This window comes from Alteromonas sp. ABH4_454, assembly GCF_056311775.1.
In genome coordinates this window covers 4,112,183-4,127,370 of sequence record NZ_CM149972.1, presented here as the reverse complement: position 1 = coordinate 4,127,370, position 15,188 = coordinate 4,112,183, and the positions used below count along the sequence as shown (strand labels likewise).

Annotated in this window: 12 protein-coding genes; all 12 read left to right on the top strand. The window is 46.5% G+C overall.

The features are described from left to right. The gene (locus ACYX4W_RS18025; RefSeq protein WP_474805355.1) at positions 1-771 is read left to right on the top strand and encodes a cell division protein FtsQ/DivIB; all 771 of its coding nucleotides are present in this window, start codon (positions 1-3) and stop codon (positions 769-771) included. 7 nt (positions 772-778) lie between these two features. Next, positions 779-2,008, top strand: a complete 1,230-nt coding sequence (gene ftsA, locus ACYX4W_RS18020) for a cell division protein FtsA (RefSeq protein ID WP_474805356.1) — start codon at positions 779-781, stop codon at positions 2,006-2,008. A gap of 109 nt (positions 2,009-2,117) precedes the next feature. Next, the gene (gene ftsZ, locus ACYX4W_RS18015) at positions 2,118-3,284 is read left to right on the top strand and encodes a cell division protein FtsZ (protein ID WP_474805357.1); all 1,167 of its coding nucleotides are present in this window, start codon (positions 2,118-2,120) and stop codon (positions 3,282-3,284) included. Between the two features lie 213 nt (positions 3,285-3,497). Further along, on the top strand, positions 3,498-4,409 hold the full coding sequence (lpxC, locus tag ACYX4W_RS18010) for a UDP-3-O-acyl-N-acetylglucosamine deacetylase (protein WP_474805358.1): 912 nt from the start codon (positions 3,498-3,500) through the stop codon (positions 4,407-4,409). 207 nt (positions 4,410-4,616) lie between these two features. Beyond that, a complete protein-coding gene (locus ACYX4W_RS18005) occupies positions 4,617-5,495 on the top strand; it encodes a peptidoglycan DD-metalloendopeptidase family protein (protein WP_474805359.1) in 879 nt (292 codons plus the stop codon). A gap of 178 nt (positions 5,496-5,673) precedes the next feature. Then, the gene (gene secA / locus ACYX4W_RS18000; RefSeq protein WP_476074109.1) at positions 5,674-8,382 is read left to right on the top strand and encodes a preprotein translocase subunit SecA; all 2,709 of its coding nucleotides are present in this window, start codon (positions 5,674-5,676) and stop codon (positions 8,380-8,382) included. Further along, entirely contained in the window at positions 8,382-8,762 is a 381-nt protein-coding gene (mutT, locus tag ACYX4W_RS17995) for an 8-oxo-dGTP diphosphatase MutT (RefSeq protein ID WP_476074108.1), read from the top strand. The genes secA and mutT overlap by 1 nt, the downstream gene beginning before the upstream one ends. 373 nt (positions 8,763-9,135) lie before the next feature. Then, positions 9,136-11,043 (top strand): methyl-accepting chemotaxis protein, encoded by a 1,908-nt coding sequence (locus ACYX4W_RS17990; RefSeq protein ID WP_476074107.1) that lies wholly within the window; start codon positions 9,136-9,138, stop codon positions 11,041-11,043. Positions 11,044-11,078: 35 nt separating this feature from the next. Then, on the top strand, positions 11,079-12,626 hold the full coding sequence (locus tag ACYX4W_RS17985; RefSeq protein WP_476074106.1) for a chemotaxis protein CheW: 1,548 nt from the start codon (positions 11,079-11,081) through the stop codon (positions 12,624-12,626). 20 nt (positions 12,627-12,646) lie between these two features. Beyond that, positions 12,647-13,684, top strand: a complete 1,038-nt coding sequence (gene cheB / locus ACYX4W_RS17980) for a chemotaxis-specific protein-glutamate methyltransferase CheB (RefSeq protein ID WP_476074105.1) — start codon at positions 12,647-12,649, stop codon at positions 13,682-13,684. A 14-nt stretch (positions 13,685-13,698) separates the two neighbouring features. Further along, positions 13,699-14,340: a HEAT repeat domain-containing protein gene (locus ACYX4W_RS17975; RefSeq protein ID WP_476074104.1), complete on the top strand. Its 642-nt coding sequence runs from the start codon at positions 13,699-13,701 to the stop codon at positions 14,338-14,340. After that, on the top strand, positions 14,333-15,187 hold the full coding sequence (locus ACYX4W_RS17970) for a CheR family methyltransferase (RefSeq protein ID WP_476074103.1): 855 nt from the start codon (positions 14,333-14,335) through the stop codon (positions 15,185-15,187). Before ACYX4W_RS17975 ends, ACYX4W_RS17970 begins: the two co-directional genes overlap by 8 nt. Position 15,188 lies beyond the last annotated feature (1 nt).

The following is a 15,188-nucleotide window of genomic DNA, read 5'->3' as shown; positions in this document are numbered from 1 at the left end:
GTGGCGGATACCAATACTAACCAAGTTAAGTCTGCTTCTGAAAAAGGCGGAAAAAGCAAAACGGCAGTGTGGGGCGGTGTCGCGTTCTTACTGTTTGTAATTGCTGGGTTAGTATTTGGCGGGCTTAAAGCAAACCAGTATTTGCAAGACGAACAGCAAATGCCGGTTCAGGTTATCGATTTTTCTGGTGATTATCAGCACATCGATATTACCAAGCTAGAGCGGTTAATACGCAAGGCGCAGCCTGGAAGCTTTTTTGCGCTTGACGTAAACGAAGTATTTGAGCTTGTTGAAGCGCAGCCTTGGGTTTATCGCGCGTCAGTAAGAAAGAAGTGGCCAAATACGTTAAAAATTTATTTGGTTGAGCAGCAGCCGGTTGCGCAATGGAATGAAGATTTGTTGTTAAACCCTTATGGGGACACGTTTAACGACGAAGGCGTGAAGCTTGATTTGCCGCGCTTGTACGGTCCGGGCGGCAGTGAAAAAACCGCCCTCGAAGGCTACAACGCGATGCACGCGTTAATAGCAACAACAGACATGACAATTGATGAATTGTCACTGAGTGAGCGATTTGCGTGGCAAGTGCAGTTGGAAAACGGCATTAAATTGAATTTAGGGCGTCAGGAGTTTATCGATAGGCTACAAAGGTTTATTGATGTTTATCCACTTTTGGCGCAACAAGAGAAGGCGGTGAAATACGTCGACCTTCGCTATGACACGGGCGTTGCAGTCGGATGGAAAGATGACAGCGCCACAGATGAAGAGAGTTAAGGAAACCATGTCAAAACCTGCTGAACGCAATTTGATTGTAGGGCTAGATATCGGCACCAGCCAAGTAAAGGCCGTGGTGGGTGAATTACTAGAAGACGATCAAATCAGTATCGTTGGCGTGGGCACCCATGCATCGAAAGGCATGGATAAGGGCGGCGTTAACGATTTAAACCTGGTCGTTAAGTCAGTACAGCGTGCAGTAAACGAGATGGAGTTAATGGCAGATTGCCGTGTATCTTCAGTTTTCATGTCTATCTCGGGGCGTCACGTAAAATGCCAAAACGAAAACGGCATGGTACCGATTAACAACCAAGAAGTAACACAAGAAGATGTAGATAACGTTATTCATGCGGCGCGCAGTGTGCCAATTGCTGCAGAACGTCGTTTACTTCATGTGTTACCTCAAGAGTTTACCATTGATGTACAAGAAGGTATTAAAAACCCTATCGGTATGTCAGGAGTACGAATGGAAGCCGACGCCCACATTATCACCTGCGCCGACGATATGGCGAAAAACATGGTGAAATGTGTAGAGCGTTGTGAACTGAATGCCGACCAGCTGATCTTTTCAGCGTTGGCGTCAAGTTATGCCGTGTTAACTGACGATGAGCGTGAGCTTGGCGTATGTGTGGTTGACATTGGTGGTGGCACTATGGATATGGTTATATTCACAGATGGTGCGATTCGCCACACGGCAGTTATACCGGTTGCGGGTAATCAAATTACTAGCGACATTGCTAAAATATTTAGAACGCCTATCAGCAATGCAGAAGAAATTAAGGTGAATTATGCCTGTGCATTGAAAGATATGGTGAGTATGGAAGACAGTATTGAAGTACCTAGTGTGGGCGGGCGCCCGGCTAGAGTGATGTCTCGACATACGCTAGCTGAGGTCATTGAACCTCGCTATCAAGAGCTTTTTGAGCTGGTACATGATGAAATTCGTGCCAGCGGTCTGGAAGAGCAAATCGCAGCAGGTCTTGTACTTACTGGTGGTACCGCTAAGATGGAAGGTGCTGTGGAATTTGCCGAAGAACTTTTCCAGATGCCCGTGCGCGTGGGCAAACCCATCGACGTAAAAGGCTTGTCTGAATACGTTGATGATGCTGGCTTTGCAACAGTCGTAGGGCTGCTGCAATATGGCAAAGTACAATCTGATAATAAGAAGTCCAGTACGCAGAAAACCGGTGAAAGCTTATTTCATCGAGTGCAAAGCTGGTTTAAAGGTGAATTTTAATTTTATTTTGGGGGCGCTATAGCTACGGCATTAAGGCTAGCAGGAAGCAATTAGCCTAAGGGAATGACCTGGCGTAGTGTTTAAAAAGACGTACAACCGGAGAGTAAGTATGTTCGAATTAATGGATAGTCACGGCGAAGAAGCCGTAATCAAAGTCATCGGTGTCGGTGGCGGCGGTGGTAATGCCGTAGAGCACATGGTGTCTCAAAGCATTGAAGGCGTAGAATTTATCGCAGTGAATACTGACGCACAGGTGCTTCGTAGCTCAAGTGCAGACGTAACACTTCAAATTGGCTCAAGCGTAACCAAAGGCTTAGGTGCAGGTGCCGATCCAAATATTGGCCGCGAAGCTGCGCAAGAAGACAGAGAAACCATTCGTCAGGCGCTAGACGGTGCCGATATGGTTTTCATCACGGCCGGCATGGGCGGTGGTACAGGTACAGGTGCAGCACCTGAAGTGGCGAAGATCGCCCGAGAAATGGGTATTCTTACGGTAGCGGTAGTGACTAAGCCCTTCCCATTTGAAGGTAAAAAACGTACCTCGTTTGCTGAACAAGGTATTGTTGAGCTAGCTAACAACGTTGACTCGCTTATTACTATTCCGAATGAAAAGCTATTAAAAGTGATGGGTCCAGGCACGCCGCTTCTGCAAGCATTTAGCGCAGCAAATGATGTTTTGCGCGGCGCAGTTCAAGGTATTGCGGAGCTAATCACTCGCCCTGGTCTGATCAATGTTGACTTCGCAGACGTACGTACTGTTATGTCTGAGATGGGTAAAGCTATGATGGGTAGCGGTGCAGCAAGCGGTCCAGACCGCGCTGAAGAGGCCGCTGAATCAGCGATTGCTAGTCCATTGCTTGAAGATATCGACTTGTCAGGCGCGCGCGGTATTCTTGTGAATATCACTGCGGGTCCAGATTTCGCTATCGATGAGTTTGAGACTGTAGGTAACGCTGTTAAAGCGTTCGCATCAGAAAATGCGACTGTGGTTGTCGGTACCGTTATCGATATGGAAATGACAGATGAGCTTCGCGTAACGGTTGTTGCAACCGGTATTGGCGCAGAGCGTAAGCCTGACATTTCATTAGTAAGCGCAGAAGGTTCTCGCCTTACACAGCCGGCTAAGGAATACGGTAATTCACAAACAAGTGAACCGCGTTCTGCAGTAGGTGGCACAGAAGGCAACCAAGCGCTGAAAGCTGACGACAGTGCTCAGCCAGACAACGATTTGGAGTATTTGGATATTCCTGCGTTTCTTCGCAAGCAGGCAGACTAATTTAGCTGCCTGAAAAGGAAGGGAATTATTTTACGTTTGTGTTGTCTTACTCAGTAAGGTGTATTTACACAGCGTGAAGAATTTCGCGTGAATAAGTTAAGAAAATGCGTAATCTGACAGGGTGAAACTTGCCAGAACGGGTGTTTTTTGACATGTGAGTAATAACTCACTATAATTCGCGCCCGCTTTTTTAATAGGTAAAAGCTTAAGCAGATGATTAGACAACGTACAATCAAGCAATCGGTACAAGAGACCGGAATTGGGCTTCATAAAGGGGAAAAGGTCACAATGACTCTCCGACCTGCGCCAGCAAACACGGGTATCGTGTTTAGGCGTGTTGACCTTGAACCACATGTTGACATACCTTCGCGTGCGAACGCGGTAGGTAATACCATGCTGTGTACGTGCCTAAACAACGAAGACGGTGTAACTATCCAAACGGTAGAGCACTTAGCGTCTGCACTTGCAGGTTTAGGCATCGACAACATTATTGTTGAAGTAGACAGTAACGAGCTGCCAATTATGGACGGAAGTGCTAGCCCGTTCGTATTTTTACTTCAATCTGCTGGTGTTGAAGAGCTAAACGCGCCTAAGCAGTTTATTCGTATTAAAAAGCCAGTTCGTGTAGAAGATGGCGATAAGTGGGCCGAGTTAGTGCCTTACGATGGCTTCCGTGTTGATTTTCAAATTGACTTTGACCACCCTGTGATCAGTCAAACTCGTCAGCATATGGTGATGGATTTCGATTCATGTTCGTATGTTAACGAAGTGAGCCGTGCGCGTACCTTTGGCTTCATGCGCGACTTAGAATACATGAATGCTAACAACCTAGCGTTGGGTGGCAGCATGGAAAATGCAGTAGCGTTAGATGAGTTCCGCGTGCTTAACCCTGAAGGGTTACGCTACGATGATGAATTCTTGAAGCACAAGATTTTGGACGCTATTGGTGACTTGTATCTTGGCGGCCACAGTTTGATTGGTGAATTGCGTGCGTACAAAACAGGCCATGGTCTGAACAACAAGCTACTAAACGCAGTACTTGCGCAAAAGGAGTGTTGGGAGTTTGTGACCTACGACTCGCAGGAAACGGCACCCATTCGTTATGCTCAACCCGCGTTAGCGTAAAAATTTAGAAAAGCCGCCTAACGGGCGGCTTTTTTTCATATGGCAATTACTGTAATAAATGATACAGTAGCCAAATAATTAATATAAATTTCACCCATGCGACAAAAAACTATAAGTTGAAGGTTGTCGCCTTTGGCTAAAACACATTCATAGTGTTATTAAGTGGTATGAAAAAGAGTGGCGTGAAACAGCAATTTTCTTCGTGGTATGAAATTAACAATCACATTAGCAGGTAAAAACAAACGCTACAGGCACAGCATTAGTGTCCGTACGCTCGTGAGCGCGACCGTGCTCTCGTCTATTTTTATGCTAGTGTCGAGCCGTTCTACAGAATCTGTGTCGGAAGATGTCGCACGGGTTCGCTTAGCGCAGACTGAAGTCAGCGAAAAACAAAAAGACGTTGAAGCGCTAAAGCAACAAACAACGATAAAACTAAAAGCTTTGCTTTCTCATGTAGCAGAATTGTCTGCACAGGCCTCGCTACTTGACGAAAAGGGCAAGCAAATCGCAACAGAATTAGGTATGTCAGCGGCTGACCTGGACGCTTTCGTACCGGTATCGATACCGGAAAACCTCCAAGACGACCCCATCCTTCATGATATAGCCAAACTAGAGCAATCACTTGATTTAAAGTCTCAACAGTTGTCTATGCTTGAAAGTTTGGTAAGGGGTCACCATATCAACGAACAGAGCCAATTATCTGGTCGTCCGATAGAGTCAGGGTGGTTGTCTTCTTATTATGGTATGCGGGCCGACCCGTTTACTGGCGAACCTACTATGCACAAAGGGCTAGACTTCGCGGGTAAAGCAGGGGAAAACGTAGTAGCAACTGCCGCAGGTATTGTAACCTGGGCGGGTGAGCGCTATGGCTATGGCCAACTAGTAGAAATTGATCACGGTGATGGCTATGTTACCCGCTATGGGCACAACGACACCCTTACTGTTTCAATAGGCGATGTGGTGACCAAAGGGGAGCCAATTGCAAAAATGGGCAATACGGGGCGCTCAACTGGCGTTCATGTCCACTACGAAGTAATAAGAAACGGAAAACCAATCGATCCTCTGCCTTTCGTTTACAAAAAGTAGACAAGGTAGCAGCCAGGTAATTCTCGTTGATGATGCCTTGTTAGTTAGGTCATTTGAAGCGAAGAAGCATGATTTAAGAACATCGCAAAACACAACGCATTTAATATTGTGTTTTATACGTTTAATTTAGCTGTGCACGATGTGCGGCGCCTCGACAAGTAGTGGAATATAAAAGCTAATGTTTTCAAGCATCCTTCGAAAAGTATTCGGTAGTAGAAACGACCGATTATTAAAAAAATTACGCAAAAACGTAGATGCCATTAATGCACTGGAAGCAGAATTTGAAAAGCTTTCCGATGAGGCGCTAAAGGCTAAGACGGACGAATTTAAAGCCCGTATCGAAAAAGGTGAAAGCCTAGATAGTATCCTTATTGAGGCCTTTGCTACGGTACGTGAAGCCAGTAAACGTGTTTACGGTATGCGTCACTTCGACGTGCAAATGCTTGGCGGTCAAGTACTGCACGAAGGCAAAATTTCGGAAATGCGTACCGGTGAAGGTAAAACCCTTACGGCTACTTTGCCAACTTACCTTAATGCCCTATCGGGCAAAGGTGTTCATGTTGTTACCGTGAATGACTACCTAGCACGTCGTGATGCTGAGTGGAGTAATCAGTTATTCATGTTTTTAGGTATGCGCGTAGGTTGCAACGTACCGGGTATGTCACCTGAGCAAAAGCGCGATGCTTACCAAGCAGATGTTACCTATGGAACCAACAACGAGTTTGGTTTTGATTACCTACGCGACAATATGGCGTTTAGCCCGCAAGATCGCGTTCAGCGCCCGCTTAACTATGCAGTAGTGGATGAAGTTGACTCCATCCTAATCGACGAAGCCCGTACGCCACTTATTATCTCTGGCCAGGCTGAAGATAGCTCAGAATTATATCGCCGTATCAACGTCATTATTCCTAAGCTTGTTCAGCAAGAAAAAGAAGATGAAGAAGGGCAAGAAGGCGATGGTGATTACACTATCGACCTTAAAGCAAAACAAATACACCTTACCGAGCGCGGTCAATTACACGTTGAAGAGATACTTCATGAAGAAGGCTTATTGCCTGAAGGTGAGTCGCTGTTCGCTGCTGGTAATATTTCTTTGCTGCACCATATCAATGCGGCACTTCGCGCGCACAAGCTGTTCGCGAAAGACGTAGATTACATTGTTAAAGACGACCAAATAGTCATTGTTGACGAGCACACGGGTCGTACTATGGAAGGCCGTCGCTGGTCTGAAGGTTTACACCAGGCCGTAGAAGCGAAAGAAGGGGTTCGTATTCAAAACGAAAACCAAACCCTTGCGTCAATTACCTTCCAGAATTACTTCCGCTTGTACAACAAGCTTGCAGGTATGACAGGTACTGCCGATACAGAAGCCTTTGAATTTAATCATATCTACGGCTTAGAGACGGTGGTTATTCCAACCAACCGCCCTATGCAGCGTAAAGACATGGCTGACCTTATCTACCTAACGGCAGAAGAAAAATACGAAGCCATTGTTGAAGACATTAAAGAGTGCGTTAAACGCGGTCAGCCTACGCTAGTGGGTACGGTGTCTATCGAGAACTCAGAGCTGATTTCTCGCATTCTTAAGAAATCAAAAATCCCTCATAAGGTACTAAACGCTAAGTTCCATGAACACGAAGCAGATATCGTCGCACAGGCTGGTAAACCAGGTGCTGTAACCATTGCGACCAACATGGCAGGCCGTGGTACCGATATCGTGCTAGGTGGTAACTGGCAAGCAGAAGTTGAGAAAATTGAAAATCCAACTGAAGCGCAAATCGAAAAGATTAAAGCTGAATGGAAGAAAAGCCACGACGCAGTGCTTGAATCTGGTGGTCTACATATTATTGGTACAGAGCGTCACGAGTCTCGCCGCATTGATAACCAGCTTCGCGGTCGTTCGGGCCGTCAGGGTGACCCGGGTTCAAGCCGTTTCTACCTGTCATTAGATGATGCACTAATGCGTATCTTTGCCTCTGAAAAAATGGGCAACATGATGAAGCGTTTAGGCATGGAGCGCGGTGAAGCTATTGAGCACCCGTGGGTAACGCGAGCTATTGAAAATGCACAGCGCAAGGTAGAAGGCCGTAACTTCGATATTCGTAAGCAGTTGCTTGAATACGATGATGTAGCCAACGATCAGCGTAAAGTTATTTACGAGCAGCGTAATGAACTTCTTGATGAAGGTGATATTAGCGAGACTATCGCAGCTATCCGTGAAGACGTTATTTCGAGCGTTGTCGATGAGTACATTCCGCCGCAGTCACTAGAAGAAATGTGGGACGTAAGCGGCCTTGAAGAGCGCATGCGTGCCGACTTCGCCGTAGACCTGCCAATTAAGACTTGGCTTGAAAATGACGACAAGCTTTACGAAGAGAAGCTTCGTGAGCGAATTTTAGGTGAAGTGGTCAGTGCCTATAAGCAAAAAGAAGCAGTAGTAGGCGAGCAGGTACTGCGTCAGTTTGAAAAAGCGGTAATGCTTCAAAACCTAGACAGCCATTGGAAAGAGCATTTGGCGGCAATGGATCACCTGCGCCAAGGTATTCATTTACGTGGCTATGCGCAGAAGAACCCTAAGCAAGAGTACAAGCGTGAGTCGTTTGCCTTGTTCTCGCAAATGCTAGAAGCACTCAAAGTTGAAGTGATCACGATTCTTGCGCGTGTAAAAGTACAAGCTGAAGAAGACGTGCAAAAGGTAGAAGAGCAACGTCGTCAAGCTGACGATGTGCCTAAGAACTTTGAACACGAAGAAGCGAGTGCAACGCCTGAAGAAGCAAGTGACAAAGTGCGTACCCAGGTTCGCGAAGGCGCGAAAGTAGGCCGTAACGACCCATGTCCTTGTGGCTCTGGTAAAAAGTATAAGCAGTGTCACGGTAAGCTTAAGTAATGAAAGTAGTACATGTTGCTGTGGGCGTTATCGCCCGCGGCGATGAAATATTCATTACTCTTCGCCCTGACGATGTTCATCAGGGCGGAAAATGGGAATTTCCTGGCGGCAAAGTGGAAGCGGGTGAAACCGTTCTACAAGCGTTAAAGCGAGAGCTTGCTGAAGAAGTAGGTATTAGCGTAAACCACAGTGAGCCGGTGATTGTGATAACCCATGATTACGGTGACAAGCAAGTTAAACTAGACGTTCATCGCGTATGTGACTTTACCGGTGAACCTCATGGCAAAGAAGGCCAACAGTCGCGGTGGGTAAATGTGCAGGCGCTTAACGCAGCAGACTTCCCTGAAGCTAACGTTCCTATTATTAGTGCACTGCAGTAAATGCGATTTAAATAGCAACAAACCAAAGCGGCCAATGGCCGCTTTTTTATTATACCTAAGTATAAACTCCTCATTTTCAAACATTTTCTTTTCAAAAAAAACACGCCTCTAACAAGATTGTTAGACTTTTGTACTTTGACAAAATCGCCATTCTCATCTTGCATAACGCCTAATATATAAGTTTTTGTTTTTATATAGCAATATTAAAAAGCGCCATTTGTGACTTTAATGACATTTTGGGGTTGAGGCACAAGAATTTGTGCGTTGGGTGCTTGTTTTTATATAAACGTATCCGGATTCATACTTTAAGGGGGTAAGATTTAAACGATATTTAAAAGGTGCATTAACAGCCATTTATATATCGAGGTTAATTATGGCGCTCAAAAAATCATCTGACCCAGTAGCCGCACCTGCCGTTCGCGTAGATGCAAAAATGAGAAAAGAAGCGGAAGAGGAGCGCCGCAAAGCGAGAACGTTAGCAAGGCAGCAACAGGCAGCAGAGCGAGTAGCTTCGGCTACAACAGAGTTAGCCAGCGGTATTAACCAGGCATCAAGTGCCACCGACCAACTCTCAACGGCGGTTAACGAGATTGCCGCCGGGGCCGAAGAGTCAAGCAGTGCAAGCCAAGAAAGCTTAGCGGCTATCACTCAGATTTCAGGTGGCCTGGTTGCGCAGCTTGAACTGGCAGGCTCGACAATGGACAAAACCAACGAGCTTCAAACTTACCTTGAGCGTGTGGTTGGCGATTTAAGCACCATGATGACCAGCGTTAAAACTGCGTCTGAGCATCAATCACGCTCAGTGGTGATGATGAGCGAGTTAGAGCAACAAGCATCGAACATCGGCGAAGCTGTAAAACAAGTGACCCGCATTGCCGATCAGACTAACTTGCTAGCGCTTAATGCTGCTATTGAAGCGGGACGGGCTGGTAAGCACGGAAAGGGATTTGCCGTAGTCGCTGATACGGTGCGCGCACTCGCAGAAGTCTCCGATAAGAGCGCTGCTGACATAGCCAAACAAATAGAGCGCATTCAAGAGCAATCAAATCGAGTCTCTGATGCGGTTAAATCGTCTTCAGAAGCAGCGCTTGAGGAAGTGACTAAAGGCGAAGCGGTTACCGAACAGCTTACAACCATCAAATCAGACATGCAGAGTATTGCCGATGGTGCAGGTGAACTACAGGCACAGGTCAAGAGTATGGATGCCGCAGCCAAAGAAATTCAAACCGGTTCAGAAGCAATCTCGTGTGCTGCCGACGAGCAGTCAACTGCAGCCCAGGAAGTGTCATCTAATGTCTCTGAGCAGAGCGTAGCTTTATCTCAGGCCGAACAGGCAGCACAGTCACTAGAAATAATCACTGAAGAGCTTAAAAACAGTACAGACATTAATAAGAGCGCAGAAGAGGTGGCCTCGTCAGCAGAAGAATTGTCAGCAACCCTTGAAGAAATCAATCGCTCATCCAGTGAAATCATGACTGCACTGACCCAAGTTAATAATGGCTCGCAACAAGCGGCAAGCTCTGTCGACCAAGCCGTAGGAAATATCGACCTGTTAAGAGAAGGCGTTGACAAAGCTTCAGCGCAGTGTGATGTAGCGTTAGAGAAAGGGAATGCTATTACTGGATTGCTTAAAGAAAACCGTGCGTTGATTGAGGGAATGGTTAGCGGCATAAACCTCGCCCTTGAAACTAGCAAGGAAAATGTGAGTGCCATCAGTGAGATGGAAGTCATGACACGTCAAATAGATAAGGTTATCGATACTATCACCACAGTATCAGTGAAAACCAGCATGCTGGCGGTTAATGGTGCGGTAGAAGCGGCGCGAGCAGGTGAGTATGGCAAAGGTTTTGCGGTTGTGTCAGCAGATATTCAAAGCCTAGCTGATGAAGCGGCTGAAAACGTAGAGCAGATAAAAGACCTCATCAAAGCCATTCAAGATCAAACCATGAGCGTGAAAACTGACTTAACAAACGTTGCAGAAAGCGCGTATAGAGAGGTCATGAAAGCGAAGCAAACGACGCAAGATGTCGAACAAATTGCGACTGACATCAGCGAAGTTGTGCAATATAACCAAGCGATGAAAGAGCGGGGTGAAGAAATTGCTGCCGGAGTTACACAGGCCCAGCGTGGGCTTGAGCAAATTGCGACAGCAAATGAGCAAGCGAGCAGTAACTGTCAGCAGGCACTCAACGCGGCCGACCAGCAAAGTAAGGGCATGGAGATACTGGCTAAGTCTATTGAAGAAATCGCTTCAGTAGCAGATGAAATGCAAAACGGCTAATCCATCGCCCTAGGCTTTAAAGAGGGAGCTGCCTCATGAGTAACGATAACACTTTTGACGAACCTGAACGCAATACAGAACAAGCGGCGGACGGCGAACAACAGTTTGTCTCCTTCTTGGTCAACAAAGAGCGTTTTACTTTTCCTATGTTGTCCGTAGGGGAAATTATTCGCGTGCCGACAATGGTGTCGGTACCGCTGGGGCCGCCGCAAATGATTGGTTTAGCTAATCTTCGTGGGAATGTATTGCCCGTTTATGACCTAAGCGCGATTTTGCTGGGAACCCATACACAAACAAGTGATGTGACTCGCGTTATTGTCGTTGAGTCTGAGCTTGGCAGCGTTGGTTTCTTGGTCGATAGAGTACTCCGTGTGTACAGCGCACCCAACGACACGGTCATTGATAAATCGGCAATGACAGACTCTATCGCCTATGACTATATGCTGGGCATCATCAAACAAAGCGACCAGCCAGTCGAGCAAATTCTAGATGTATCTGCACTTGCTAAGGCGCAAGCTGTGACTAAGCAGGACGGTAATGCCATGCAGTTGTCGGGAATGAAACGTATTGATAACGACGAAGTTCAAGAAGCCGAAGAGGATGACAGTCTACAGCAGCTAGTTTGTTTTTCTCTTGAAGAGCAAGAGTTCGCTTTTCATCTCCAAGATGTAGAAGAAATCGTGCGAGTACCTTCAGAAATTTCTCAGTTGCCAGACAGTGCGCCAGCAGTGTTGGGGTTGGTAAATCTTCGTGGCCGTATTATCCCGATTGTCGACCTTTCCAATGCTATAGGCATGATGCATACCGATATCAACGAAGCCTCGCGAATAGTGGTAACGCAAAACAGTGAGTTCGGCAGCGTAGGCTTTGTCGTCGCTAAAGTTAGTAATGTGGTGTCTATATCTGCTTCAGAGCTAGAGAGTGTACCTTCGGTATGTAATGACGGCGCGGAATCAGGCTTGCTAGAAGCAGTATATCGCAGCGATGGCGGCAAACGACTAGTGTCAATTATTAACCTTTCTAATATCTACGGTCGTGCATTAATGAGCGCACTTAGCAGCATTGAAGACGATATCAAGCAGGAGTCGCAAATGAGCGAAGGCAATGATGTGACTATCGATGAAGATGATTGCGAACAATACGTCATCTTTTGGATTAACGGGCAAGAATATGGCGTGAGCATTGACGATACTCAAGAGATTACGCGCGTGCCTGAAAAACTAGAAAGTGTGCCGAGCACGCCCGATTACTTAAAAGGAATTGTGAACCTTCGTGGTACGGTGCTGCCTGTCATCGACTTGCGCAGTCGCTTGGGTATGCCTAGCAGCGAAACCTCAGAGCGCCAGCGCATTGTTGTTCTAACCAAAGACAAGCAGCGCACGGGATTCATTGTCGATGGTGTGGCGGAAGTAAAAACGGTGGTAAGACAAACCATCGAAAATGCGCCGTCACTCTCTGATATGCAGTCTGAGTTTTTAAACCGCTTGATAAAGCTTAATGACGAAAAGCGCATCATTCAGATCATCGAACCCAATGTGTTACTCAATGACAACGCCGTAGCCGCGGCACAACAGCAGTGTTAAGAAGACGATTGAGGTAGTGTATGACAGTTAAAGTACTTATCGTTGATGACTCTGCGTTAATGCGAAAGCTGTTTACTCAACTCTTTGAAAAAGAAGGGTTTGTTGTTCAGTTGGCGCGTAACGGTGAAGAGGCATTGACGAAAGCCGTAGAGTTCGAACCCGACTGCATCACCTTGGATATAAATATGCCGGTAATGGACGGCATGACCTGCTTAGCCATGCTAAAAAAGCTGTATCCATGCCCAATTATCATGGTGTCCTCTTTAACGCAGAAAGGTGCAACTATCACCTTGGAAGCACTCGCCCTTGGCGCCAGTGACTTTGTGCTTAAAACAGGTGGTACAGTTACGCGGGATATATCTGATTTAGCGGTACCTCTGGTAAATAAAATAAACGCGTTAGCGAAAACCGGTAAACCCCAGCGTCCCACCATTAAAACGCCGCCCGTTGTCAAACAAAGGGTTGTGCGAAACACGAGCAGTGCGGCCTATGAAATAGTACTGGTGGGTGTCTCAACGGGGGGACCGAAAAAGCTGGAACATTTGGTCGCAAACCTGAGTCCGGCCTTTCCTGTTCCAGTTGTTATTTCTCAACATATGCCCGCGTCTTTTACCAGTGCGCTGGCAAAGCGTTTAGATGGCCTTAGCCCACTCAATGTCGTTGAAGTGAATAGAAAAATGCCTATTCAACCGGGCACTGTTTACTTGGCCAAAGGGGACGCGGACCTGGCGTTTTCAAAAGTAGGCAGTGAAGTGTCGGCGCGCCCTGTACCATCTAGCCCCAGCTTTTTGTGGCACCCCAGTGTAGATCGAATGGTAGATAGCGCACTCAACTGCTACAAGCCGCTTTCCATGCTGTGTGTTCAATTAACTGGGATGGGCTGTGATGGGGTTGCCGCAATGAGTAAAGCATTCAAAGAAGGAGCAACAACTATCGCGGAGAGCGAAGCCACGTCGGTCGTGTTCGGTATGCCCAAAGAGCTTATCGAAGCAGGCTGCGCCAGTTTTGTACTAGACAGTCCACAGGTCGCATCGAAATTAAATGCGCTTTGTCGTTAATAGGAGTAGTAAAAATGGGTTTGAAAAAGAAAGTGGAGCCTATTGCCAATATTTCTGAAGACTTTGAAGAAAAGCGCGAACACCCCAGAACTACAGAACAATTGGTTAGCGACTTAAGTTCAGACGACTGTGACATTCGCCGATGGGCGGTAAGAGATTTGAGTGGCCAGGAAGACGCCCACGATGTGTTTCTCAGCAGACTGCCACACGAAGACGACCCTACCGTCATCGAGGCACTTTTTAGTGCTCTTGAACATGACATGTCAGAAAGTCACGCGTCACAAGTGCTTACTATGCTCAAGAGCGAACATGTACAGCTTCGAAATGGTGCTATAGAGCTCATGCAGCAAAACCCGGATGTATTCGCCGCTAACGTGAATATGTTGATGCATGACGATGACCCCGATACACGTATTTTCTGTGTGGATATTATTGGCGCAGTGGCGCACATTGAGGCAGTAAACTGGCTACATCAGTTTGCACTTAACGATGACAATGAAAATGTAGTCGGTACAGCACTAGATAAACTCGCCGAAATTGCCGACGTATCTACGTTAGAGATATTGCAAACCGTAGAAAGTCGATTCCCAAATCATAGCTATATCCAATTTGTTATTTCATTGATACGAAACCAAATAAGGGGCGGTGATGAGTAACGCAGTGCTAGAAAAAATAGATGCTGCCGACTTTGAACGGTTCCGCGCTATGTTTTATCGAAAAACGGGCATTCACTTTGAAGATTCAAAGCGCTACTTCGTTGATAAGCGTCTTCATGAGCGGATGAAAGCCACGGGCCACACAACGTTTAAAGGCTATTTTACCTATATGCGTTTTCAAGCATCGGGTGAAGAGTTCCAAAATCTTGTGAATTCGATGACGGTGAATGAAACCTATTTCTTTCGCGAAGAATACCAGTTTGAGGCAATGGTACGAGACATCATGGATGAGCTAGATGGTTACCGTGCGCCAGGAGAAGATTTGAGAATTTGGTCAGTTCCCTCAAGCACGGGAGAGGAGCCATACTCCATTGCAATATACCTTATTGAGTATTGGAAAGGCCTAGCACACAGAGATGTAGAGTTGGTTTCATCTGATATCGACAGCAACGTGCTGGCTTCAGCAAAGAAAGGGCTCTATTCAAAACGTTCTGTACAGAATATCCCGCTGCCTCTCGTCAAAAAATACTTCAAAGAAGTCAATGGACAATACCAGCTAAGTGAAGATATTCGTGAGTCGGTGTCATTCACATTGGCTAATATTTTGTCGGGCAGCAACATGAAGCAGTTTCGGCATTTTGACCTTATTTTTTGTCGCAACCTGCTTATTTATTTTGATGATGAATCTCGAAAAAAAGCGGCGCACGTGCTTTACGACGCCATGAAGCCTGGCGGCTATATCTTTTTGGGACACAGCGAGTCGATGAGTCGAATTTCGTCAATGTTCAAGGTTCGCAAGTTTGGCGATGTGATTGCCTATCAAAAGCCACTTGCTGGAGGGGCTTAAC

Bases quoted from the DNA above. Each gene is read 5' to 3' on its own strand.
- ACYX4W_RS17975 (WP_476074104.1), top strand. From the start codon at position 13,699: ATGGGTTTGAAAAAGAAAGTGGAGCCTATTGCCAATATTTCTGAAGAC.
- ftsA (WP_474805356.1), top strand. From the start codon at position 779: ATGTCAAAACCTGCTGAACGCAATTTGATTGTAGGGCTAGATATCGGC.
- secA (WP_476074109.1), top strand. From the start codon at position 5,674: ATGTTTTCAAGCATCCTTCGAAAAGTATTCGGTAGTAGAAACGACCGA.
- lpxC (WP_474805358.1), top strand. From the start codon at position 3,498: ATGATTAGACAACGTACAATCAAGCAATCGGTACAAGAGACCGGAATT.
- ACYX4W_RS17990 (WP_476074107.1), top strand. From the start codon at position 9,136: ATGGCGCTCAAAAAATCATCTGACCCAGTAGCCGCACCTGCCGTTCGC.
- ACYX4W_RS17970 (WP_476074103.1), top strand. From the start codon at position 14,333: ATGAGTAACGCAGTGCTAGAAAAAATAGATGCTGCCGACTTTGAACGG.
- ACYX4W_RS17985 (WP_476074106.1), top strand. From the start codon at position 11,079: ATGAGTAACGATAACACTTTTGACGAACCTGAACGCAATACAGAACAA.
- cheB (WP_476074105.1), top strand. From the start codon at position 12,647: ATGACAGTTAAAGTACTTATCGTTGATGACTCTGCGTTAATGCGAAAG.
- mutT (WP_476074108.1), top strand. From the start codon at position 8,382: ATGAAAGTAGTACATGTTGCTGTGGGCGTTATCGCCCGCGGCGATGAA.
- ftsZ (WP_474805357.1), top strand. From the start codon at position 2,118: ATGTTCGAATTAATGGATAGTCACGGCGAAGAAGCCGTAATCAAAGTC.
- ACYX4W_RS18005 (WP_474805359.1), top strand. From the start codon at position 4,617: ATGAAATTAACAATCACATTAGCAGGTAAAAACAAACGCTACAGGCAC.